The organism is Streptomyces sp. NPDC006997 (assembly GCF_040635175.1).
Taxonomy (GTDB): domain Bacteria; phylum Actinomycetota; class Actinomycetes; order Streptomycetales; family Streptomycetaceae; genus Streptomyces.
Genome location: NZ_JBEYHH010000001.1, coordinates 31,005 through 54,068 on the forward strand (window position 1 = coordinate 31,005; position 23,064 = coordinate 54,068).

Below are 23,064 nucleotides of genomic sequence, written 5' to 3' on the forward strand. Positions count from 1 at the left end.
ACGCCTGGCCCCGGGGCGGCAGGGGGAGCCTTCGCACGGCCGCCGCACCGCCTCAGCACGGCCGCCGCACGGCCTCAGCACGGCCGCCGCACGGCCTCAGCACGGCCGCCGCACGGCCTCAGCACGGCCGCCGCACGGCCTTCCCACGGCCTTCGCACGGCCTCAGCACCGTCGCCGCGCCGCAGCCGCACGGCCCTGTACGGCGGCTGTAGCGGGCTTGTTGCGTGAAGCGCACGAAAAGACGGAACACCCCGTATTACCTTCGCTTTACAGTCGACGGGCGGGACGCACACGACCCGCCCACGGGGAGGACGATCACGGTGAACAGGACCACGGCGGCGTACGCCACCACCTCGGGTCCCGCACTGCCCGAACAGGCCACCACCCCACAGACCACCGCCCCCGCACTACCCGCCCCCGTCGTCCGTGACCTGCGCGAGCGCGGCGGCCACAGCCCGCACGCCCTGCTCTTCGGCCCCCGCGACCTGGTCGTGGTCACCGGCCTGCCCGGCAGCGGCAAGTCCACCCTCATGCGCCGCACGGTCCGCACCGTCCGCGTCGACTCCCAGGACGCCCGCGACCGCTGGGAGAGCCGTACGCCGTCCTGGCTGCCGTACGCCGTCTACCGCCCCCTCGTCCGCGCCGCGCACTACGCCGGGCTGCGCCGCGCCCTGCGCGCCGGGGAGGCGGTCGTCGTGCACGACTGCGGCACCCAGGCGTGGGTGCGCGGCTGGCTGGCCCGCGCCGCCCGCCGCCGCGGCGGCACCCTGCACCTGCTGGTGCTCGACGTCACCCCCCGGCAGGCCCTCGCGGGCCAGCGCGCACGCGGGCGCGGCGTCTCCCGGTACGCGTTCCTGCGCCACCGCGGCGCCGCCGCCCGGCTGCTGCGCCGGGTGGAGCGCGGCGACCTGCCCGACGGCTGCGGCTCGGCCGTCCTCCTGGACCGGGACGCGGCGGACGCGCTGCGCAGGATCGGCTTCACCGGGTGAGGGACGGCACGACGGGTGCCGTTAGCCTTTTCAGCCACACGGCGGTACGGAGCAGGCGGTAGCAGATGGACATCCCGGCGCAGGCGCACCCCCATTCGCACGGCGGATGGCCCGGCAACGAACTGGAGGAGGTGCTCTCCGCCTCCCTCGGCGTGCCCTCGGCCGGGGCCCGCATCGTCGAGGTGCTCGGCCGCAGCTTCCTGTGGGTGCCGCTGCCCAGCGGCGGCGGCCCGCAGAGCGGCCCGCTCGACCTGCCCACCCTGGAGATCGACGGCCAGGCGTACGTCCCCGTGTTCAGCTCCGAGGAACAGCTCCGCCAGGTCACCGGCGCGCACATGTCGTACACCGTCGCGCCCGCCGTGGAGTTCGCCCGCGGACTGCCGCCGCAGGTCGGCATCGCCGTCAACCCGGACGGCGTGGTCGGCATCCCGCTGCCGCCGCCCGCCGTGGCCGAGCTGTGCCGGGCCGGGCGCACCCCGCTCGACGGCTTCGCCAGCGGCGGCCGGGTCCGGCTCTTCGAGCCCGACTGGCAGGACGACCCGGTCGACTTCCTCACCGCCGCGTCCGCCGAGTTCGAGGCCACCGGCGTCGTCCGCACCGCCCGCCGCTGCCTCGCCGCCGTCGAGACCGGCGACCCGGTCATGTTCGTCGGCGTCGAACTCTCCCAGTGGGAGGGCGACCTGCGGCTGCGCCCCATGGACGCCCTCGGCCGCGCCCTCGGCAGGACCCCCGTCAAGTGGCCGGTCAACCTGGTCCTCATGGACGTCTCCGACGACCCGGTCATCACCTGGCTGAGGGAAAGGGTCCGGCCGTTCTATACAACGGGTCAATAGGAGCGCCGGGCAGGACGGCCCGCCTCAGGGTGCGGGGCCGTATCCATGTGCGGCTCCGCCGCGTGGGCGCGCTCCACCACGGCGAAACCCGCACGTGGGCGCGAACCCGCGCACGCCCCGGCCCCGCTCCACCGTCGGAGGCTTACGCTAGGGTCACAAGCTGAATCGGCGTTTACAGAGGGGCGTAAAAAGGTGAGCGCTGGCACCGCCGCGGCCGGTCAGGTCGAGCACATGCTGCGCCAGGTGACACCCGGGCGCTACGACGCCTACGAGGCCCTGCTGCGTGCCCTCGCCACCCCCTCCACCGGCCGGATCTGGATGCTGCTCTGGCACGGCCAGTCCGGTTCCCCCGACGCCCAGTACGGCAACATGGACGTCGACGGCTTCGGCTACGCCCCCTGCGTCACCTCCGCGCAGGAGCTGTCCGCCAGTGGCTGGAACCGTTCGTACGAGGTCATCGACGGCATCGACGTCGCCCGCGCCCTCTACCCCGACCACTGCGGACTGTGGCTGAACCCGCACGCCCCCGGCGGCGGCGTCGGCGTGCCGTGGCTGGACCTGCGGCGGATCGCCACCGGTCTGGACCGCCAGCCCGCCGGACCGCTGCGGGTCTCCGAACCGGGGATCGAGGTCCCGCAGTTCTACGCCCTGCTCGCGCAGAACGCCCACCGCACCCCGGCCGTCCGCTCACTGCGCCGCGCCTGGGTGCAGCCCGCGCTCGGCGCGCCGTACCTCGCCATCGGCCTGGACGTGTACGACACCTCCCCGCCCGCCGTGGACGCGGTGCGCGCGATGATGCGGCAGTCCGTCAGCGCCGTACCGGACGGACTCCCCGTCTCCACGGTCGCGCTGTCGGACGAGCACGACCCGGTGGCGATGTGGCTGCGTGCCAACGCCCGTCCGTTCTACGACCGTGAGGCCCACGCGGCCCCGTCGGCGCCCGCCCCGGCCAGCGGCTACGGGTACCCGCCCACCCCCGGCCACCAGCCCGGCGCCACGGCCCCGCACGCTTACTGAGCGCAGTCGCCCCATCACCTCTGGCCTGCGCAAACGCCGGTTCTGCGCAGGTCGCGAACTGCTGCGTGTATCAGGCAAGTTAACTTACGCACCCGCGATGTACCAGTAGCTTCCGATTTATTGAGTGTTCAGATCTCGACTAGGTATCACCGCTATGCGGACTGTTCTCCGGCGCCCGTCGCAGTCTGTAGTGTTCTGGCGGTCAGTAGTGCATTCCCTTTTTCAAGCGGAACCCGGAGTGTCCTCCCTATGCGCATACCCAGATCCCGTGCCGCCAAGGCGATCACGGCCGCGTTGGCGGTCGGCCTGATCGTCACAGGCTGCGCCAGTGAGCGAGACGAGGAAGACAGCAGCGGTGCCAAGGACACGTTCGTGTTCGGCGCCCCAGGCGACCCCAGCTCGCTCGACCCGGCGCTCGCGAGCGACGGCGAGACCTTCCGCGTCACGCGGCAGGCCTTCGAGGCTCTGCTGGAGCACGAGTCGGGCGGCAGCAAGCTCGTCGGCGGCCTGGCGGAGAGCTGGGAGAGCAACCCCGAGGGCACGGTCTGGACCTTCAACCTCCGCAAGGGCGTGAAGTTCCACGACGGCGAGACCTTCAACGCCGCGGCGGTCTGCACCAACTACGACCACTGGTTCAACTGGAAGGGCACCTACCAGTCCAGCGCGGTCTCCTACTACTGGCAGACCATCATGGGCGGCTTCGCGGCGAACGAGGACGAGGAGACGCCCGAGGCGAACTACAAGTCCTGCACCGCGAAGGACGACAACACCGCCGTCATCGAGGTCAAGAAGCCCTCCGCCAACCTCCCCGGCGGCTTCTCCCTGCAGGCCCTGGCGATCCACTCGCCGAAGGCCATCGCGGAGTACGAGAAGCAGGAGGCGACCGCCAAGGGCGACGCCATCACGTACCCCAAGTACAGCCAGGAGGCCGGCACGGTCGCCGGTACCGGCCCGTACAAGATCGCCAAGTGGAACAAGGGCAACAAGGAAGTCACCCTGACCCGCTTCGACGACTACTGGGGTGAGAAGGCCAAGGTCAAGAACCTGGTCATCCGCACCATCGACACCGAGGACGGCCGCCGCCAGGCCCTCCAGGCCGGTGACATCGACGGCTACGACCTGGTCGCGCCCGCCGACGTCAAGACCCTGGAGAACGACGGCTTCAAGGTCCCGACGCGTGACGTCTTCAACCTCTTCTACGTCGGCATGACGCAGACCGCCAACCCGGCGCTGAAGAAGAAGGAAGTCCGCGAGGCCATCGCGCACGCCCTCGACCGGGAGAACCTGGTCAAGACCCAGCTGCCCGAGGGCGGCAAGGTCGCGACGCAGTTCATGCCGGACACCGTCGCCGGTTACTCGGACAAGGTGAAGACGTACGCGTACGACACCGCCAAGGCGAAGTCGCTGCTCGCGGACGCCAAGGAGAGCAAGCTCAAGATCGAGTTCTGCTACCCGACCGAGGTCACCCGCCCGTACATGCCCTCGCCGCAGGACCTGTTCGAGCTGATGAAGGCCGACCTGGAGAAGGCCGGCATCACCGTCACCCCGAAGCCGATGAAGTGGGCCCCGGACTACCTGGACGCCACCGAGGCCGGTTCCTGCGCCCTGCACATGCTCGGCTGGACCGGTGACTTCAACGACGGCTACAACTTCATCGGCACCTGGTTCGCGGGCTTCGACAAGCAGTGGGGCTTCAAGAACAAGGAGCTGTTCGACGCGGTGAACGCCGGCTCCGAGGTCGGTGACGAGGCCGCGCGCACCGCCGCCTACGAGAAGGCCAACGAGGTCATCATGGACTACCTGCCGGGTGTCCCGATCTCGTCCTCCCCGCCGGCCATCGCCTTCGGCAAGAACGTCAACCCGCCGAACGTCTCGCCGCTGACGCAGGAGAACTTCGCCGAAGTCTCCTTCAAGTAAGCAAGACAGGCATACGCACACGGGTCCGTCCGGCTGCTGCACCTCGGCGGCCGGACGGACCTGTTCATGAAGGCACACACGTAAGAAAGGGGCTGCGGGGTGCTGCGTCTCGTCGTACGAAGACTGCTCCAGCTGATTCCCACCCTGCTCGGCCTGTCGGTTCTGCTGTTCCTCTGGCTCAACCGGCTGCCCGGCGGACCCGCCTCAGCGATCCTGGGGGAACGGGCCACCGAGGCCGAAGTGGCACGGATCAACCGTGCGTTGGGGCTCGACCAGCCCCTGTACGTTCAGTACTGGCGGTTCCTGAAGCGGATCGCCAACCTCGACCTGGGCACCTCGGTCCAGACCGGACAGCCGGTGTGGGACGAGTTCACGCTGCGCTTCCCCGCCACCGTCGAACTCTCCGTCGCCGCGATGGTCATCGCGATCGCGGTCGGCGTCCCGCTGGGCTACTTCGCGGCCCGCAAGCGCGGCGGCTGGCTCGACGTCACCGCCGTCTCCGGCTCCCTGGTCGGCATCTGCATCCCGGTGTTCTTCCTCGCCCTGATCCTCAAGGGCGTCTTCGCCGTCGAACTGGGCATGTTCCCCAGCTACGGCCGCCAGTCGACCGGGCTCAACGCCACCGACGTGACCGGGTTCGCCGTCCTGGACGGCGTACTCACCGGCGAGCTGGACGCCTCGTGGGACGCGATCACCCACCTGGTGCTGCCAGCGATCACGCTGGCCTCCATCCCGCTCGCCGTCATCGTCCGCATGACCCGCGCCAGCGTGCTGGAAGTCCTGGGCGAGGACTACATCCGCACCGCCGAGTCCAAGGGCCTCAAGCGCTCCACCGTGCGCGGCCGGCACGTGCTGCGCAACGCGATGCTGCCGGTGGTCACCGCGGTCGGCCTGCTCACCGGGTCGCTGCTGTCCGGCGCCGTCCTCACCGAGTCGGTGTTCTCCTTCGGCGGCATCGGCTCCTTCATCCGGACCGCGATCGACGGCCGTGACTACCCGGTCCTCGTCGGCTTCATCATGTTCATCGCGATCGTGTACGTCCTGATCAACCTGCTGGTGGACGTGGCGTACAGCCTCATCGACCCGAGAGTGCGGGTGCACTGACGTGAGCACCACGAAAACCGAGAAGATCGAGCGCCTCGCGCAGCTCACCGCACAGCACGAGACCACCACCGGCCTGAGTCTGTGGCGAGAGGCGTTCCGGCGCCTCAAATCCAGCAAGATGGCGATCGTCGGAGCGGTCATCATCGCCGTCTTCGTCGTGCTCGCCGTCATCGGGCCGTGGGTCGCCCCCTACTCGCCGACCGCGCAGACCTGGCGTGACGAGGTCCTGATCAACCAGGGCAAGTTCGTCGGGCCGCGCGCGGACAACTGGCTGGGCCTGGACCACCTCGGCCGCGACATGTTCTCCCGGCTGCTGATCGGCGCCCGGCAGACCCTGCTCGTCGGTGTCGTGTCCACCCTCATCGGCCTCACCGTCGGCTTCCTCATCGGCGGCTTCTCCGGCGCCGCGGCCACCCTCGGCGGCGCCGCGGGCAAGCGCGTCGACTCCGTGATCATGCGCGTCACCGACATGATGCTGGCGCTGCCGTCGCTGCTGCTCGCCGTCTCCGTCGCCGCCGTCCTCGGCCAGTCGCTGACCACGGTGATGATCGCCGTCGGTGTCGTCCAGGTGCCGATCTTCGCCCGGCTGCTGCGCGGTTCGATGCTCGCCCAGGGCGGTACCGACTACGTACTGGCCGCCCGCGCCCTCGGGGTGCGCAGGAAGCGCATCGTCGTCACCCAGGTGCTGCCCAACTCGCTCAGCCCGGTGATCGTCCAGGCGACGCTCTCCCTGGCCACCGCGATCATCGAGGCGGCGGCCCTGTCCTACCTGGGTCTCGGCAACCCCGACCCGTCGGTGCCGGAGTGGGGTGTCATGCTGTCCCAGGCGCAGCGCTTCTTCGACAACGCGCCGATGATGGCGGTCTACCCGGCGGTCGGCATCATCATCACCGCCCTCGGCTTCACCCTGCTCGGCGAGGCCATGCGGGAAGCCCTCGACCCGAAGCTGCGAGGCTGAACCACCATGCCACTTCTCACAGTCGACGAACTGACCGTCACCTTCGGCGGACAGCACGGCCGCAAGGAGTCCCGCGCGGTCGACGGTGTCTCGTTCTCCGTCGACCAGGGCCAGGTCGTGGGTCTGGTCGGCGAGTCCGGCTGCGGCAAGTCCGTCACCTCCCTGGCGCTGATGGGGCTGCTGCCGCGCAAGGGCGTCGAGGTCGGCGGCCGGGCCGACTTCGACGGCGTCAACCTGCTGACCATGAGCTCCGGCGAACTGCGCGACCTGCGCGGACGCGACATGGCCATGATCTTCCAGGACCCGCTGTCGTCCCTGAACCCGGTCGTCCCGATCGGTGTCCAGGTCACCGAGATCCTCCAGCGGCACCGGGGCCTCAAGGGCGACGCCGCCCGCAAGGAGGCCGCCCACCTGCTGGACCGGGTCGGCATCCCCGACCCGACCCGGCGGCTGAAGGAGTACCCGCACCAGATGTCCGGCGGTATGCGCCAGCGCGCGCTGATCGCCATGGCCGTCGCCTGCGCGCCCAAGCTCCTCATCGCCGACGAGCCGACCACCGCCCTGGACGTGACCATCCAGGCGCAGATCCTGGAACTGCTCAAGGAACTCGTGGACCAGGAGGGCACCGCCCTGCTGATGATCACCCACGACCTGGGCGTGGTCGCGGGCCTCTGCGACGAGGTCAACGTGCTCTACGCGGGCAAGGTCGTGGAGTCCGCCGGGCGCCGCGAACTCTTCGCCCACCCCACCCACCCCTACGCGCACGGGCTGCTGGGCTCCATCCCCCGCCTCGACGCCCCGCGCGGCGAGCCGCTCACGCCGGTGCGCGGCTCCATCAACGACCGGATCGCCTGGGCCGACGGCTGCGCCTTCGCACCCCGCTGCGACCGCTACGAGGTGGACTGCCTCTCCGGCACCCCCGCGCTCACCGAGCCGCGCGCCGAAGGACACCAGGTGCGCTGCGTCCACCCCGTACTCGACGACGCCCCCCGGGCCGAGGAGGTCCCCGCATGAGCCTGCTCGAACTGGACGGCGTGAAGGTCCACTTCCCGGTCAAGAGGGGCGTCCTCTTCGACCGCGTCGTGGGCCACGTGCACGCGGTCGACGGCGTCTCCCTCAAGGTCGAGGCGGGCCAGACGTACGGCCTGGTCGGTGAGTCGGGCTGCGGCAAGACCACCCTCGGGCGGGCCGTGCTGCGCCTGGTGGACATCACCGAGGGCGAGGTCGTGCTCGACGGCACCGACCTGGCGAAGCTGCCGGAGGAGGAGATGCGCCGCTTCCGGCGCCGCCTCCAGATGGTCTTCCAGGACCCGCTGGGCTCCCTCAACCCCCGGCAGAACATCGAGTCGATCCTCACCGAGGGGATGCTCGCCCACGGCATCGGCGCCAACCAGGAGGAGCGCCGGGAGAAGATCAAGGCCATCCTCGCCAAGGTCGGCCTGCCCTCCAACGCCCTCGCCCGCTACCCGCACGAGTTCTCCGGCGGCCAGCGCCAGCGCATCGGCATCGCCCGCGCGCTGGTCCTGGAGCCGGACGTGATCATCTGCGACGAGCCGGTGTCGGCGCTGGACGTCTCCATCCAGGCCCAGGTGATCAACCTGCTGGAGGAACTCCAGGAGGAGCTGGGCCTCACCTACCTGGTGATCGCCCACGACCTGGCCGTGGTCCGGCACATCTCCGACGTCATCGGTGTGATGTACCTGGGCGCGCTGGTGGAGGAGGCCCCGAGCGACGCGCTGTACGCCGAGCCGAAGCACCCGTACACCAAGGCCCTGATGTCGGCGGTGCCGGTGCCCGACCCGGACGTGGAGGACCAGCGCGAGCGCATCCTCCTCATCGGCGACCTGCCCTCGCCCGCCAACCCGCCCGCCGGGTGCCGCTTCCACACCCGCTGCCCGTGGGTGCAGGAGACGCGGTGCGCGACGGAACGCCCCACGCTGACCGACGTCGGCGGCGGACACCGGGTGGCCTGCCACTACGCCGCCGAGATCGCCGCCGGGACGCTGACGCGGACCATGGGCGACGTGGTTCCGGCGGCGCGTGACGAACTGGCGGAGGAGCGGCTGCCGGAGGAGTCGACGGCGGCCGAGAAGACCGCGTAACCGATGCTCTGTGAGGGCGTGCACCTTCGTTCGTAAGGTGCACGCCCTCAGGCACGTCAGAATGGAAGGGTGTTCCAGCAACTCTTCAGCCCGTCCGTCCAGCACACGCTCGACCTGGTCGGCATCTTCGTCTTCGCCATCTCCGGCGCGCTGCTGGCCGTGCGCAAGAACTTCGACGTGTTCGGCATCGCCGTCCTCGCCGAGGCCACCGCACTCGGCGGTGGGCTCTTCCGGGACCTGGTGATCGGCGCCGTACCCCCCGCGGCCTTCACCGACCTCGGCTACTTCCTCACCCCGCTGCTCGCCACCCTCCTGGTCTTCTTCCTGCACCCGCAGGTGGAGCGCATCCAGGTCGGCGTCAACGTCTTCGACGCGGCGGGCCTCGGCCTGTTCTGCGTCGCCGGGACGACGAAGGCGTACGAGTACGGCCTCGGCCTCACCGCCTCCGCCGCCCTCGGCCTGGTCACCGCGGTGGGTGGCGGCGTGGTCCGGGACGTCCTCGCCAACGAGGTGCCGTCACTGCTGCGCTGGGACCGCGACCTGTACGCCGTCCCCGCGATCGTCGGCGCCACGCTGACCGCGCTGTGCGTCGGCTACGGCGCCCTCAACCCGCTGACCAGCGCGCTCGCCGCCGTCGTCGCCTTCGCGCTGCGGCTGCTGGCGATGCGGTTCCACTGGCGGGCACCGCGGGCGTGGAACCGCAGGTCGACGGTGCGGGAGGAGCCACCGGACCAGGCGGGCCTTACCGGAGGGCACCAGGCGGGACCCGGCAAAGCTACCGCTTAGTATTTTCCTGTTGTACGGTACCGCCATGTCCCAGGCATCCCAGGCAACACCGGCGAGCGTCGGCAGCAGCGAGTTCGACCGCGACACCGCCGTCACCCGCCGCGCACCCGGCGTCTACGACATCGACCTGTCCGACGGCTGGACCATCATCAACGCCGTCAACGGCGGCTACCTGCTGGCCGTCCTGGGCCGCGCCCTCGCGGACGCCCTGCCGCACCCGGACCCGTTCACCATCTCCGCGCACTACCTCACCGCCTCCCAGCCCGGCCCGGCGGTCGTCCGCACCGAGACCGTCCGCACCGGCCGCACCCTCTCCACCGGCCAGGCCTCGCTCTTCCAGTGCGACGACCAGGGCGCCGAGGTCGAACGCATCCGCGTCCTCGCCTCCTACGGCGACCTGGGCGCCCTCCCCGACGACGTCCGCACCTCGGCGCGCCCGCCCGCGATACCGCCCCTCGACCAGTGCTTCGGCCCCGAGGACGGCCCCGCCCCGGTCCCCGGCAGCTCCGCCATCACCGACCGCCTGATGCTCAAGCTGGACCCCGCCACCCTCGGCTGGGCGCTCGGCGCGCCCTCCGGCAAGGGCGAGATGCGGGCCTGGTTCGGCCTGGCCGACGGTCGCGACGCGGACCCGTTCTCGCTCCTCCTCGCGGTGGACGCGCTGCCGCCGACCGCCTTCGAACTCGGCCTGAGCGGCTGGGTCCCCACGGTCGAACTGACGGTCCACATCCGCTGCCGCCCGGCCCCCGGCCCGCTGCGCGTCGCCCTCTCCACCCGCAACCTCGCGGGCGGGTTCCTGGAGGAGGACGCGGAGGTCTGGGACAGCGAGGATCGGCTGGTGGCCCAGTCCCGGCAGCTGGCGCGGGTACGACTGGGCTGAGGGATTCCTGCCGCCCTAGTCCAGCCAGTGGACGCGGCCGATGCTGATGAGCCGTAGACGGCGGGTCGCGAGCTGGGCGACCCGCCGCTTCTCGTCCTCGGGGGCGTCCAGGCTCTCCAGGAACTGGGAGGCCGTGATCAGCATCTGGTCGACGTAGAGCCCCGCGAGCATCAGCAGGTCGTCCTCGTGCCACCCCGCGGACTCCGGGTCCGTGGCCAGCTGGGCCCGCACCTCCTCGCCGAACAGGGCGAGCTGGCCTCGGATGGCCTCGCGCACCGACTGCACCCCGCCGTGCCGCTCCCGGGCGATGAAACGGACGTGCGCGGGATGGGTGGCGACATGCCGGGCGATCAACTCCACGCTGCGCACGATGCGTTCGTCGCTGTCGCCGGACGTGGCGACGATCGTGCGGATGGTGGCGTGCAGGCTGCCGAGCGCCTCCTCCACCAGCACCACACCGAGGTCGGCGGTGGAGCGGAAGTGCCGGTAGAAGGCGGTCGGGGCGATGCCCACGGCCCGGGTGACCTCACGGAGCCCCAGGCTGCTCAGGCTCTGCTCCTCCAGCAGTTCGAGCGCCGCGTCGAGCAGGGCCCGCCGGGTCTTCCGCTTCTGGGCCTGCCGGGTGCCGGGGGTGTGACTCATGCCATGCAGTTAACAACTGTTCTCCGGAATGGGAAAGGTGTCGCGCGCGCTAGACTGGATAGTCAGTGAACAGTTGTTTCCGCAAGCGTCAGCACACCGTTCACCGAACCTGGGGGACTGACCCGATGCTGTTTCTCGTCGCCGCACTCCTGTTGCTCGGCGTCCTGCTGGGCACCGTGGCGCACGCGCCGCTGACGTTCAGCGTCGCCGTGGGCGCCGTCATCGCCGTCTGGCTGGCCGTCTTCGCGCTCCGCGAGCGCCACGACCGCGGCCACCGCACCCCGACCACCGGGAGCTGACCACCATGCACCTCACCGCACCGGCCACCAGCCACACCGGCAAGCGCGACACCGACGGCATGGCCGTCGCGTCCTTCGTCCTGGGCCTGCTGGGCCTCCTGGTGCTCAACGTGTTCCTGGGTCCCATCGCCATCACCCTGGCCACCATCGCCCTCTGGCGCGGCACGGCCCGCCCGGGGCGGGCGTACCTGGGCCTGGGCCTGGGGGTGGCGGACCTGCTGGTCCTGCTCGTGTTCATCCAGGCGGACAACACGGTGTCGTGGAGTTTCTGAGCCGCCTGACGTGCCCAGCCACCGACGCCCGGCGCCCCGGCGCCCACGGCGCCGCACGGTAGTCAAGCCGCGCTCAAGGGCGACCAAGGCCCCGCCGTAGAATCGGCACACCATGGCATACCTCGACCACGCCGCGACCACCCCCATGCTCCCGGAGGCGGCAGAGGCACTCACCGCCCACCTCTCCCGCACGGGCAACGCCTCCTCCCTCCACGCCTCCGGCCGCGCCGCCCGCCGCACGGTGGAGGAAGCCCGCGAGACCCTCGCCGAAGCCCTCGGCGCCCGCCCCAGCGAGGTCGTCTTCACCTCCGGCGGCACGGAGGCCGACAACCTCGCGGTGAAGGGCCTGTACTGGTCCCGCCGCGACGCCGACCCGGCCCGCACCCGGGTCCTCGCCAGCCCCGTCGAGCACCACGCCGTCCTGGACGCCGTCCACTGGCTCGGCGAACACGAGGGCGCCACCGTGGAGTACCTCCCGGTGGACCGGTACGGCAGGGTCCACCCGGAGGCCCTCCGCGAGGCCATCGCCCGCAACCCCGACGACGTGGCCCTGGCCACGGTGATGTGGGCGAACAACGAGATCGGCACGATCCTCCCCGTCCGCGAACTCGCGACGGTGGCGGCCGAGTTCGAGGTCCCCCTGCACTCCGACGCGGTCCAGGCGTTCGGCCAGACGCCGGTCGGCTTCGCCACCTCCGGACTCGCCGCGATGACGGTCTCCGGCCACAAGATCGGCGGCCCGTACGGCATCGGCGCGCTGCTCCTCGGCCGTGAGTACACCCCCGTCCCCGTGCTGCACGGCGGCGGCCAGGAGCGCCACGTCCGCTCCGGCACCCTGGACGTGCCCGCCATCGCCTCCTTCGCGGTCGCCGGACGGCTCGCCGCCGAGCGGCGCGAGTGGTTCGCCCGCGAGATCGGCGCGCTGCGGGACCAGTTGGCCGACGCGGTCCTGACCGCCGTGCCGGACGCGATCCTGGGCGGCGACCCGGCCCCCGGGGGCAGGCTCCCGGCCAACGCGCACTTCACGTTCCCCGGCTGCGAGGGCGACTCCCTGCTGCTCCTGCTCGACGCCCAGGGCATCGAGTGCTCCACGGGCTCCGCCTGCACGGCGGGCGTGGCCCAGCCCAGCCACGTCCTGCTGGCCACCGGGACCGACCCGGACCTGGCCCGGGGCACCCTGCGCTTCTCCCTGGGCCACACGTCCACGGAGGCGGACGTGGAGGCGGTGGCGAAGGCGATCGGCCCGGCGGTGGAACGCGCCCGGGCGGCGGGGCTCTCCTAGCCGGACGCGGACGCGGCAGCTGACGTCGGGGCAGGCGCCGTACGCGCCCGCCGCACCAGCCGCATGTACCGGTCCCAGTCCCAGTGCGGCCCCGGGTCGGTGTGGTCGGTCCCCGGCACCTCCACGTGCCCGATGACGTGCTCGCGGTCGACGGGTATGCCGTAGCGGCGGCATATCCCCGCGGTGAGCCGGGCGGAGGCGGCGTACATGGCGTCGGTGAAGTCCTGGGGCCGGTCGACGAAACCGGCGTGCTCGATGCCGACGCTGCGCTCGTTGTACTCCCGGTTGCCCGCGTGGAAGGCCACGTCCAGCTCGCGGATCATCTGGGTGACGTGCCCGTCCTGGCCGACGATGTAGTGGGACGCCGCCCCGTGCTCGGGGTCCTGGAAGACCCGCACCGCGCTGTCGAGGCTCCCCTGGGTGACGTGGACGACGACCCTGTCGACGGCGTAGTCGTCCGGCCGGTCCGCGCGCCGCCAGTTCGCCGGGGAGGCCGCCACCCAGCGGGCGCCGCTGTAGTCGACCGCGCCCTCGACGCGCGACTTCTCCACGCCGGGCAGCCGCCACCACAGCCGCGACAGCCCGTCCCACGCCAGCACCCCGGCGGTGCCGACACCGGCGGCGGCCACGCCGCCGACGATCAGCGAGCGCCGTCCGATGCGGCGGTCCGAGCCGCCCTCCGTCTGCCCCATGTCGTCCACAACGGATACTCGCGGGCCCCGGTTCCCGCCTCCCCGTACCCTGGATGCGTTATGACTGACTCCTCGCAGCCCTCCCGCCCCCTCCGCGTCCTCGCCGCCATGTCCGGCGGGGTCGACTCCGCCGTAGCCGCCGCCCGCGCGGCGGAGGCGGGCCACGACGTGACCGGCGTCCACCTCGCGCTCTCCGCGAACCCGCAGTCGTTCCGTACGGGCGCGCGGGGCTGTTGCACGATCGAGGACTCCCGTGACGCCCGCCGCGCCGCCGACGTGATCGGCATCCCCTTCTACGTGTGGGACCTCGCCGACCGCTTCCGCGAGGACGTCGTGGAGGACTTCGTCGCCGAGTACGAGGCCGGACGCACCCCGAACCCCTGCCTGCGCTGCAACGAGAAGATCAAGTTCGCGGCGCTGCTGGACAAGGCGCTGGCGCTGGGCTTCGACACGGTCTGCACGGGCCACTACGCGAAGGTGACCCTCCAGGCGGACGGCACGCGCGAGCTGCACCGCGCCTCCGACCTGGCCAAGGACCAGTCGTACGTCCTCGGCGTCCTGGACGACCGCCAGCTCGCCCACGCGATGTTCCCCCTCGGCGACACGGTGACGACGAAGGACGAGATCCGCGCGGAGGCGGAGCGCCGCGGCCTGGCGGTGGCGAAGAAGCCGGACTCCCACGACATCTGCTTCATCGCCGACGGCGACACCCAGGGCTTCCTCGCCAAGCGCCTCGGCCGCTCGGAGGGCGACATCGTCGACGAGGCGGGCAACAGGCTCGGCACCCACGAGGGCGCCTACGGCTACACGATCGGCCAGCGCAAGGGCCTGCGCATCGGCACCCCCGCCCCCGACGGCAAGCCGCGCTACGTCCTGGACATCTCCCCGGTCACCAACACGGTCACGGTCGGCCCGGCCACCGCCCTCGACGTCACCGCACTGCGCGCCGTCAAGCCCCGCTGGTGCGGCACCGCCCCCACCGGCCCCGGCACCTACACGGCCCAGCTCCGCGCCCACGGCGACGAGACCCCGGTAACGGCCGAACTCGTCGACGACACCCTGGAGGTCACCTTCACGACCCCCGTCCGCGGCGTCGCCCCCGGCCAGGCGATCGTCCTGTACGACGGCACCCGCGTGGTGGGCTCGGCGACGATCGCGTCGACCGTGCGAGCGACGGCCGGGGTCTGACTGGAACGAATGACGGGCTTGACCACCGTCAGCGTGCGTTGACGCCCCTCTGGCCGCGCCCTGCTGTTCGTCATAAGCTGTCTGGTACGGGTAATCCGTATATCTGGGCCCGAGACGACAGTTTCGCGGACGGTTGGCAGGTCGGGAGGGAGGCGACTCGTTGTGTTGCTGAGCTTCCGTGTGGCCAACCATCGGTCCATCAAGGACGAGGTGGAGCTGTCGCTCGCGGCCACGGAGCTGGACGGGCGTTTCGCGCGAAGTACCGGGGCCCGCTCCCAGGGCAAAGAACTGAAGATACTGCCCGTGGTGGGAGTCTTTGGCGCCAATGCCTCCGGCAAGTCCAACGTGCTTCGGGCGATGAACTTCATGCGCAAGGCCGTTCGGGAATCGTTCGCGGAATGGGGAAAGAGCCACGGTGTGCCCCGCGAACCTTTCGCGCTGGACCCTGACGCACGTCAGGACACCAGCCTGTTCGAGGTCGAGCTACTCCTTCCAACCGGTGGCGAGCGAGTCCGCTACACCTACGGCTTCGAACTGTCGGACGAGCGAGTAGAAGCCGAGTGGCTGCACGCCTATCCCAGCGGACGCCGTCAGGTCTGGTTCGACCGCGAGGCGGACAGAGCCGAGGGCGACGGCGGAGAGATCACGTTCCCGGGGCGCGGGCTGCGCGGAGCCAAGGAGGCGTTCGTCGACTTCACTCGGCCGAACTCCCTCTTCCTGACGGTGGCCGCGACCATGAACCACCCACAGTTGTCCGCCATCCACCGATGGTTTCAGGACAACCTGTGGCTCGTCGCTCCAGGTGACGACGTGGCAGCCCGGACCGACTGGACCCGGGACCTGATCAGCCACGCGGACCGCGAACTGAGGGACCGCTTCGTCACCTGGCTGCGCGCGGCTGACCTCGGGATCGTGGACGCGACAGTCGACCCGGAGACGGGGGACCCGGTCTTGGTGCACCAGTCCACCGAGGCGGAGGGCAGCCCCCTCGACTTCTGGGCTCAGGAATCTTTTGGCACGCACGCCTGGTTCTCCTTCCTGGGCCCTTTTCTGGACGTTCTGAGTAGGGGTGGCACGCTCCTGGTCGACGAACTCGACTCCAGCCTCCACCCCCTGCTCGCGGCCGAGGTCGTCCGCGTCTTCCAGGACCAGGAGGCCAACCCGCGCTCGGCCCAGCTTGTCTTCTCCACCCACGACGCGACTCTGCTCGGTCCAACGGTCGCCGAGCGCCCCCTGGACCGAGACCAGGTGTGGATCACCCTGAAGAACAGCACGGGGGAGACGGAGCTATACCCCCTCACCGCCGCCCGGAAGGTACGCAACGACGAGAACCTCGTACGCCGTTACCTGCAAGGAAGCTACGGCGGCGTGCCCCGGCTGACCAGCGGAGAGGTCGCGCGGCAGCTCGTCCTGCTGGAAGAGGGGCTGAAGGCCACGGCGTGAGCAGAAGAAGACGGCAGTCGTCCGGGGGATCGGTGCGCCGGTCCCCGTCCTCCTACCGGGACCCGTCCAAGCGAGTGGTGTATGTGGCCACGGAAGGGGCCAAGACCGAGCGGGACTACGTCACCCTGCTCAATCATGCCTACGGCCAGGCCAAGGGATTCGTACTCCATTTCTGCCCGCACACCGACCCCAACGGCCTACGGCCGGTGGAGGTCGTCAAGAAGGTCATTGACGCGGCGCAAGACGGTGACGCGGAGATGTGGGCCCTCTTCGACCGTGACTCGGGTGACAAGACCCCCAGGGAGATCCAGGACGCGATGCGCCTGGCCGCTGAGAAGGGCGTGCACGTCGCACTGTCCCATCCATCATTCGAGCTGTGGCTCCTGCTCCATTTCCAGCAGCACTCCCGGCCCGAGAACGGGCGGAACGCCGAGATCATCGAGAGACTTCGACGCCACCCCAAGGCCAAGGGATTCGCCAACTTCGCCACTCAGTCCGGTGACCGGGGCAAGGGCCTCGACGGCCCGCGAGGCCAGGCACTACTGGGCCGCGAGAGGGACGCCGTACGCAATGCGCGCAGTCTGGTCGCGCTCTGCCCGCACCCGCACGGCGGCTGTTCGGCCCGGGGCCTCGAAGTGGAGCGCATCCCCACGCCGCAAGAGTCGTACGACGACTGGACCCGGCACACCGGACACGCACCGGGCTGCGATCCGGCAGGCCGGGACCCGTCGGCCGACGTGTGGCGGCTACTGGTCAGTCTTGGCATCGGAACGGACGAAACGTAGCAACCGGTCAGACGGTTTCCGCCGGGCGCCTCATCCCGACTAGGCTGCCGGGGTTCTCCTTACCGCGCGGTTTACGAAGGACTGGCTCACCTTGGCCCGTATCACCCTGCCTCAGTTGGAGCGGCACCTCTTCTCCGCCGCGGACATCTTGCGTGGCCGGATGGACGCCTCCGAGTACCGGGACTTCATTTTCGGGATGCTCTTCCTCAAGCGCGCGTCGGACGAGTTCGAGCCGGAGTGGAAGCGCGTCCGAGAGGAGACCTGGGAGCGGACCAAGGACGAGGCAAGAGCCCTGGCTCGGGCGAACGATCCGGACAAATACCCCCGGGTCTTCTACGTACCGCCACGGGCCCGCTGGTGGAAGGGGCCCCATTTCGATCCGGAGCAGCCCGACAACCCCGCACCCGGCATCTCGGCCCTGACCGAGCGGGTGGGCGAAGGTCTCGACCAGGCCCTCGCGGCGCTCCAGGAGAGCAACGACAAGCTGGCCGGAATCGCCAGCCACATCAGTTTCAACGAGGTCGTCGGCACGAAACCACGCTTCACCAACCGGGAGCTGCGGCAGCTCATCCGGCACTTCACCCTCTACCGGCTGCGCAACGAGGACTTCGAGTTCCCCGACATGCTCGGTGCGGCCTACGAATACCTGCTGGCCCGGTTCGCGGACAGCGCGGGCCAGCGCGGCGGCGAGTTCTACACGCCTCGCGAGGTCGTCCGCATGATGGTCCGGCTCGTCGACCCGAAGCCGGGTGACAGCGTCTACGACCCTTGTGCGGGCTCCGGAGGCATGTTGATCGCCGCCCACGAATACGTGGAGGAGAGCGGCGGCGGCCCGGACGACCTGTCGGTCAACGGCCAGGACAAGAGCGGCCCCTCCTGGGCCATGGCGAGCATGAACATGGTGCTGCACGGTGTCCGGGAGTTCGACCTCCAGCACGGGGACACTCTTACCGAGCCGCTGCACCTCACCGGGAGCGGACGGCTGCGCACCTTCACCAAGGTGCTGTCGAACCCTCCCTTCTCCCTGAACTACGACGCCGAGCTGGTCGCGAAGGCCGACGAGGACCATGGCCGCCGCATGAGCTGGGGCTACGCTCCGGAAAGCGGCAAGAAGGCCGACCTCATGTTCGTCCAGCACATGATCTCGGTACTGGAGGAGAACCGCGAGGCTGTCGCCGCCACGGTCATGCCACACGGTGTCCTCTTCCGGGGAGGCAAGGAACGCGACATCCGAATCCGGCTCCTGGAGGACGACTGCGTCGAGGCCGTGATCGGCCTTGGCCCGAACCTGTTCTACGGCACGGGCATCCCCGGTTGCATCCTGGTCCTGCGCAGGCCGGGCCGTAAGGCTCCCCAGCGGGCCGGGCAGGTCCTGTTTATCAACGCCGACCGCGACTTCCGCTCCGCCCGCAACCAGAACGAGCTGGGCGAGGAGCACGCCGAGAAGATCGTCACTGCGTACCGCGAGTGGCGGGAGGAGCCTGGCTACTCCGCCCTCGTCGAGGTCGAGGACCTGCTGGCAGCCGACGCCAATCTCAACATCCGCCGCTGGGTGGACAACTCTCCGCCGCCGGAGTCCCAGGACGTACGAGCCCACCTGTACGGCGGTGTCCCGCTGACGGAGATCAAGCCACAGGCGAAAAGGTTCGGAGCGTACGGCGTGAGGGTCACCGATCTCTTCACCCCCCGCAGGGACGATCCCGACTACGTCGACTTCCTCCCCGAGGGCCCGGAGGTGACGGCGGCACGTATCCCGACTCTCACGGCAGCGAAGGAGGCGGAGATCCGCCACACCTTCGAGGAGTGGTGGGGGCAGCAGGAACCCCACTTCACGGCCCTGATCGGCCACTCCGCGTTGTTGCCACTGCGCGCCCGCCTGGTCACCGGTTTCACGGAGGCCGTGCGAGATGTCGGCGTGCTAGACCGCCACGACGCCGCGGGCATCGTCGCCGACTGGTGGATGGCCGTACGGTACGACCTCAAGGCCCTGGCAGCCGGAGGGTACGACCGGGTCCTCGACGGCTGGGTCGACTCGGTCGAGAACATGGTCGACCCGGTGGTGCCGGACGAAGAGGAGACCGACGACGGGGGCAACGGCGGCACTGGGCGTAGGAAGGCCCGTATCAAGCCATCGGTCACGACCGCTGACCGGCGTCGGGCGCTGGACCAGCCGGTCGTTCGAGCCCTGATCCCCGAATTCCTGGCGGAGGTCGCCCGTGCCGACGCCGAGTTGGTCAAGGCGGATACGGCGCTGAAGGAGGCCCAGGCCGAACTCGCGGCCTTGCAGGCCCCGGTATTCGCGTCCGGTGACGAGGAGGAGGACCCGGACATCGCTGGGCCTGAGGCCCCGGAGCCTGCCGATGCCGCTGAGATCGAGCGCGTGGAGAAGAAGGTTGCCCGCCTGCGCAAGGACCGTACGGCAGCCTCCCGGCGCCGCTCGGCCCTAGACGACCGCTTCCTGAAGGACCTGAAGGCGGCTGCGGAAGTGGCCAAGGCGGAGGAGGACGGTGCCCGCCGGGTAACCCTGGAAGTATTCGGCGCTGGCCTTTCCGTTCGCCTGGACGCGTCTGTGGCCTCGGGGAGGCGCGGGCTGGTTTCTGTGTTCAGAGCATGGGCGGCGAAATACGAAGTCTCGCTGGAGGACCTGGAGGGAGAGAGCGAGGCGGCGGCCGGTGAGCTGGGGCGGTGGCTTAAGGAGTTGGGGTATGCGCGCTGAGGTTCGGTTGAGAGAGGTGTTGGTGTCCGTTGGTGCTGGCTGGAGTCCTGTTTGCGAGTCTCGGCGGCCAAGTCCCGACGAGTGGGGCGTGCTGAAGTTGAGTGCTGTGACTTCCGGCCGGTTCGTTGAGGGCGAGGCGAAAGCTCTGACCCCTGAGTCCCGGCCACGTCCGACGCTGGAACTGGTGCCTGGTGACGTCCTAATGGCGCGTGCAAATGGGGTACGGAGCCTTGTGGGTGTGGCCTGTGTGGTTCGGCAGGTCCGCCGGCGATTGCTGCTCCCGGACCTTGTTTTCCGTCTCAAGGCTGACCGCGATATCCTGCATCCGGAATTCCTCGGCATAGTTCTTGGCTCTGATGCTGTACGCCGCCAAGTCGACGACGTTATGCGCGGCAGTAGCGGGCAGTACAAGATTTCGCAGGCAGATGTGAGAAACCTGCTGGTACCGCTGCCTACTCTGGTTCAGCAGGAACGCATCGTCGCAGCCCACAGAGCGTTCGAGCGGCGGATTGGGTTGCTGGAGCGAATGTTGGCCAAGTGCAAGGTTGCTGAGCAGGCTCTGTCCACGCGAGCGCTGGCGTCGAAGTCTCACTGGGAGCACGCGCCGGTGGAATCCATTGCCGAGGTGACGGCAGGCGTCACGCTCGGAGCTGAGCCGTTGGGTGACGGGACAGTGGAGTTGCCGTACCTCCGCGTTGCGAACGTTTTGGATGGGCGTATTGATACCGATGATGTAAAGACTGTGCGGGTCCTCGCTACCCAGCTTGAGCGCTTTGCTCTGCGGAGGGGAGATCTACTACTGACAGAGGGTGGAGACCTGGACAAGCTTGGGCGAGGAGCGGTTTGGGACGGTCGCATTACGCCCTGTCTGCACCAGAACCATGTTTTTCGCGTCCGTTGCGGTAGCAGGATGGATTCTCACTTCCTGGCTCTGTACATGGCGTCCGCCGAAGGGCGCGCGTACTTTCAACGTGTGGGTAAGCAGACAACCAATCTTGCATCGATCAACTCAACCCAAGTTAAGACCATGGTCGTTCCAGTGCCGCCGATAGACGAGCAGTGGCGGAATCTTGAACCGGTTCGGGCCATGCGATCGCGGTCTAGCGTGCTGGAGCGGAAAATCGCCAAGCTTCGAGTTCTCCAGCAGTCCGTCATGGAGGACATGTTCAACGGGCGAGGATCAGCCGCAGCCGCTTGACCACGGTGTGGCGGTCATTTGGGGCCGAGTGGCCCCGCCGTGACACTCTGTATGAGCATCGTGAACGCTTGTGGCCTGATCGTAAGGTTCCGGGTGGGGAACTTGCTGTCGCGTACGACTATCGCGTCCTCGACGGCAGCCACCTCCACGCAGTTATTTCCCGATGCCTCTGAGTGTGACGACTTTATCCACTTCAATTCAGTCAAGGTGTTTTCGTCCTTATAGTTCGCGCATGATGTCGAGGATGGCATCCCTCGACTGCTGCGCGGGCAATGCTACCTGTTCGGCTGCGTCCAACCGTCGGCGGAAGTTGGTGAGCTGCGCCGGGGAATCGAAGAAGACTGCCCCGGTCGGGGAGTCGACCTGGACGGTGTCGAGTTGCAGGGTCTCTGCAGTCACGTACAGAACCGAGTCGCCCGCCATCGGGAATCCTCCGGCGCTGAATGGGATGACGCGCAACGTAACGTTGTCTCGCTCGCTCTCCTTCAACAGAAACTCTAGCTGCGTCTTGGCGACGCGTCGCCCTCCGGCCTGCATACGTAGCGCTGCCTCTTGAATCAAGCCCGTGTACTGGACGGGAGGCTCTTTCGTGATCACTGTGCGGCGGGCGAGGCGCTGTGCGACGCGCAACTCGACCTCCAAGCGAGGTAGCGCGGGGATGAAGAGATCGAACAACGCACGCGCATGGTCTTCGGTCTGGAACAGCCCAGGAATGTGTGCCGTTTGTAGCGTGCGCAGAGCTTGGGCGTAGTGCTCCAATTCCGCTACGTCCAAGAAGTCCGGCGGTACCTTCCCCCTGTATTCGTCCCACCAGCCTGGTTTGCGCCCTCCTGTCATAGCTGCCAGTGCGTCGATGAGTGAGTGGTCGTCGCACTCATAGATGCTGGCCAGCCGCCGCAGTCGCTGCTCGCTGATGCCGAAGCGCCCGGCCTCGACGTTGGAGATGGTGGTGCGATCGGTACCAAGAAGCTCGGCGGCGCGTGGCGCGGACAGGCCGAGGGACTCGCGGAGTCGTCGTAGCTCAGATCCGAAACGGCGCTGACGAATGGTTGGGGCCTGACGTGGTGCCATGCATCCTCTCTCCTTGTTCGCGCACAGTGTGCACGTGAGTGCTCGGAGCGTACATTCTGATTCGCAACTTCAACTCGTTGTAGTGAAGTAGGTATCACCCGTTGTAAGTGAGGCGCTACGGTAAGAGTCGTGCCACTCCCTCCAGCCCCGACCTAGGAAGCGCACCCTGTCCTTCTCGGCGCGGCGAGCCACCGAACCGTCGGGAGGGAGCCCGTGGCACCAGTCCAGTTACCGTCACGACCGCGCACCCAGGAGGTGCCACGTGCACCCAGAGCAGAGCCCGGAACCGCACTCCCTCCTCCCCTGCCTCGACCCCCTCACCGGACTCCCGCACCCCCCACCGCTCCCCTTCACCGCCCCCTGGCGCTACGAGCTGCACTTCCCCCGCGACCCGAGAGGCCCCGGCGTCGCCCGCGTCACCCTCCGGGCCGTCCTCGACGCGCACGGGCTCGGCGAACTCACCGACCGCGCCGAACTGCTGACCTGCGAGCTGGCCACCAACTCCGTACGGCACACCACCGGGCCCGCGTCGGTGAGACTCCAGTGGCTGCACCCTGTCCTGCGGGTCAGCGTGCGCGACAACTGCCCCGACCTGCCCGGCGTCCCCGGAGTGCGGCCCACTCCCGCCCAGCCGCACGCGGACGGCGGCCGAGGGCTGCTGATCCTCGACGCTCTCGCCGACCGGTGGGGCGGCTGCGCGACACCGGCAAGGCCGCTGGACGGAGCCCACGGCAAGGCCATCTGGTTCGAGCTGAGACTCGGCCAGCCGGAGCCCGAACCGCCCGCGCTCGCCGCCTGAGTGCCGTAAGGCGTTTTGCCGTCACGCCCGCCACTGTCAGTCCCCGTCACTAGACTCGCTCCTACCTCTGTTCGCACAGGGGCGGGCGGAG

Annotated in this window: 23 protein-coding genes; 19 read left to right on the forward strand and 4 right to left on the reverse strand. The window is 69.4% G+C overall.

Features of this window, described 5'->3' with window-relative positions; translation table 11 throughout:
* Nucleotides 1–314: 314 nt before the first annotated feature.
* From ABZ659_RS00120 to ABZ659_RS00165, 10 genes are all read left to right on the forward strand, one after another.
* Nucleotides 315–989, forward strand: coding sequence for an AAA family ATPase (locus tag ABZ659_RS00120; RefSeq protein ID WP_360212270.1), 675 nt, complete (start codon nt 315–317; stop codon nt 987–989).
* Between the two features lie 65 nt (nt 990–1,054).
* On the forward strand, nt 1,055–1,822 hold the full coding sequence (locus tag ABZ659_RS00125; protein WP_360211762.1) for an enhanced serine sensitivity protein SseB: 768 nt from the start codon (nt 1,055–1,057) through the stop codon (nt 1,820–1,822).
* Nucleotides 1,823–2,014: 192 nt separating this feature from the next.
* The gene (locus ABZ659_RS00130) at nt 2,015–2,839 is read left to right on the forward strand and encodes an enhanced serine sensitivity protein SseB C-terminal domain-containing protein (protein ID WP_360211765.1); all 825 of its coding nucleotides are present in this window, start codon (nt 2,015–2,017) and stop codon (nt 2,837–2,839) included.
* Nucleotides 2,840–3,088: 249 nt separating this feature from the next.
* Nucleotides 3,089–4,756 carry an ABC transporter substrate-binding protein gene (locus tag ABZ659_RS00135; RefSeq protein ID WP_360211768.1) on the forward strand — a complete coding sequence of 556 codons (1,668 nt, stop codon included), beginning with the start codon at nt 3,089–3,091 and terminating at the stop codon, nt 4,754–4,756.
* Between the two features lie 99 nt (nt 4,757–4,855).
* The gene (locus ABZ659_RS00140; RefSeq protein ID WP_360211772.1) at nt 4,856–5,860 is read left to right on the forward strand and encodes an ABC transporter permease; all 1,005 of its coding nucleotides are present in this window, start codon (nt 4,856–4,858) and stop codon (nt 5,858–5,860) included.
* Between the two features lies 1 nt (nt 5,861).
* Nucleotides 5,862–6,818, forward strand: a complete 957-nt coding sequence (locus ABZ659_RS00145) for an ABC transporter permease (RefSeq protein WP_360211775.1) — start codon at nt 5,862–5,864, stop codon at nt 6,816–6,818.
* A gap of 6 nt (nt 6,819–6,824) precedes the next feature.
* Nucleotides 6,825–7,832, forward strand: a complete 1,008-nt coding sequence (locus tag ABZ659_RS00150) for an ABC transporter ATP-binding protein (RefSeq protein WP_360211778.1) — start codon at nt 6,825–6,827, stop codon at nt 7,830–7,832.
* Nucleotides 7,829–8,920, forward strand: coding sequence for an oligopeptide/dipeptide ABC transporter ATP-binding protein (locus ABZ659_RS00155; protein WP_360211781.1), 1,092 nt, complete (start codon nt 7,829–7,831; stop codon nt 8,918–8,920). Before ABZ659_RS00150 ends, ABZ659_RS00155 begins: the two co-directional genes overlap by 4 nt.
* A 69-nt stretch (nt 8,921–8,989) precedes the next feature.
* Nucleotides 8,990–9,706, forward strand: coding sequence for a trimeric intracellular cation channel family protein (locus ABZ659_RS00160; protein WP_360211784.1), 717 nt, complete (start codon nt 8,990–8,992; stop codon nt 9,704–9,706).
* A 25-nt stretch (nt 9,707–9,731) separates the two neighbouring features.
* Nucleotides 9,732–10,586: a thioesterase family protein gene (locus tag ABZ659_RS00165; RefSeq protein ID WP_360211787.1), complete on the forward strand. Its 855-nt coding sequence runs from the start codon at nt 9,732–9,734 to the stop codon at nt 10,584–10,586.
* A gap of 15 nt (nt 10,587–10,601) precedes the next feature.
* Here ABZ659_RS00165 and ABZ659_RS00170 read toward each other — a convergent pair whose 3' ends face one another.
* Nucleotides 10,602–11,228: a TetR family transcriptional regulator gene (locus ABZ659_RS00170; RefSeq protein ID WP_360211790.1), complete on the reverse strand. Its 627-nt coding sequence runs from the start codon at nt 11,226–11,228 to the stop codon at nt 10,602–10,604.
* Between the two features lie 125 nt (nt 11,229–11,353).
* Here ABZ659_RS00170 and ABZ659_RS00175 point away from each other — a divergent pair, with 125 nt between their 5' ends.
* From ABZ659_RS00175 to ABZ659_RS00185, 3 genes are all read left to right on the forward strand, one after another.
* Nucleotides 11,354–11,527, forward strand: coding sequence for a hypothetical protein (locus tag ABZ659_RS00175; protein WP_360211793.1), 174 nt, complete (start codon nt 11,354–11,356; stop codon nt 11,525–11,527).
* Nucleotides 11,528–11,532: 5 nt separating this feature from the next.
* Complete coding sequence (locus ABZ659_RS00180; protein ID WP_360211796.1) at nt 11,533–11,799, forward strand: DUF4190 domain-containing protein; 267 nt, start codon at nt 11,533–11,535, stop codon at nt 11,797–11,799.
* A gap of 112 nt (nt 11,800–11,911) precedes the next feature.
* Complete coding sequence (locus ABZ659_RS00185; RefSeq protein WP_360211799.1) at nt 11,912–13,081, forward strand: cysteine desulfurase family protein; 1,170 nt, start codon at nt 11,912–11,914, stop codon at nt 13,079–13,081.
* Here ABZ659_RS00185 and ABZ659_RS00190 read toward each other — a convergent pair.
* Nucleotides 13,078–13,773 carry an N-acetylmuramoyl-L-alanine amidase gene (locus ABZ659_RS00190; RefSeq protein ID WP_360211802.1) on the reverse strand — a complete coding sequence of 232 codons (696 nt, stop codon included), beginning with the start codon at nt 13,771–13,773 and terminating at the stop codon, nt 13,078–13,080. The two genes, ABZ659_RS00185 and ABZ659_RS00190, sit on opposite strands and share 4 nt — an antisense overlap.
* A 60-nt stretch (nt 13,774–13,833) precedes the next feature.
* Here ABZ659_RS00190 and mnmA point away from each other — a divergent pair, with 60 nt between their 5' ends.
* The 5 genes from mnmA (at nt 13,834) to ABZ659_RS00215 (ending at nt 21,103) form a co-directional block, all read left to right on the forward strand.
* Nucleotides 13,834–14,961, forward strand: a complete 1,128-nt coding sequence (gene mnmA, locus ABZ659_RS00195) for a tRNA 2-thiouridine(34) synthase MnmA (protein ID WP_360211805.1) — start codon at nt 13,834–13,836, stop codon at nt 14,959–14,961.
* Between the two features lie 162 nt (nt 14,962–15,123).
* Nucleotides 15,124–16,404, forward strand: coding sequence for an ATP-binding protein (locus ABZ659_RS00200; protein WP_360211808.1), 1,281 nt, complete (start codon nt 15,124–15,126; stop codon nt 16,402–16,404).
* An 83-nt stretch (nt 16,405–16,487) separates the two neighbouring features.
* A complete protein-coding gene (locus ABZ659_RS00205) occupies nt 16,488–17,189 on the forward strand; it encodes an RloB family protein (RefSeq protein WP_360211811.1) in 702 nt (233 codons plus the stop codon).
* 91 nt (nt 17,190–17,280) lie between these two features.
* A complete protein-coding gene (locus tag ABZ659_RS00210) occupies nt 17,281–19,905 on the forward strand; it encodes a class I SAM-dependent DNA methyltransferase (RefSeq protein ID WP_360211814.1) in 2,625 nt (874 codons plus the stop codon).
* Nucleotides 19,895–21,103 (forward strand): hypothetical protein, encoded by a 1,209-nt coding sequence (locus ABZ659_RS00215; protein ID WP_360211817.1) that lies wholly within the window; start codon nt 19,895–19,897, stop codon nt 21,101–21,103. The genes ABZ659_RS00210 and ABZ659_RS00215 overlap by 11 nt, the downstream gene beginning before the upstream one ends.
* Nucleotides 21,104–21,117: 14 nt before the next feature.
* Here ABZ659_RS00215 and ABZ659_RS00220 read toward each other — a convergent pair whose 3' ends face one another.
* A complete protein-coding gene (locus ABZ659_RS00220; protein WP_360211820.1) occupies nt 21,118–21,354 on the reverse strand; it encodes a DUF397 domain-containing protein in 237 nt (78 codons plus the stop codon).
* On the reverse strand, nt 21,323–22,174 hold the full coding sequence (locus tag ABZ659_RS00225) for a helix-turn-helix transcriptional regulator (RefSeq protein WP_360211823.1): 852 nt from the start codon (nt 22,172–22,174) through the stop codon (nt 21,323–21,325). The genes ABZ659_RS00220 and ABZ659_RS00225 overlap by 32 nt, the downstream gene beginning before the upstream one ends.
* 262 nt (nt 22,175–22,436) lie before the next feature.
* Here ABZ659_RS00225 and ABZ659_RS00230 point away from each other — a divergent pair, with 262 nt between their 5' ends.
* Complete coding sequence (locus tag ABZ659_RS00230; RefSeq protein ID WP_360211826.1) at nt 22,437–22,973, forward strand: ATP-binding protein; 537 nt, start codon at nt 22,437–22,439, stop codon at nt 22,971–22,973.
* Nucleotides 22,974–23,064: the final 91 nt, after the last annotated feature.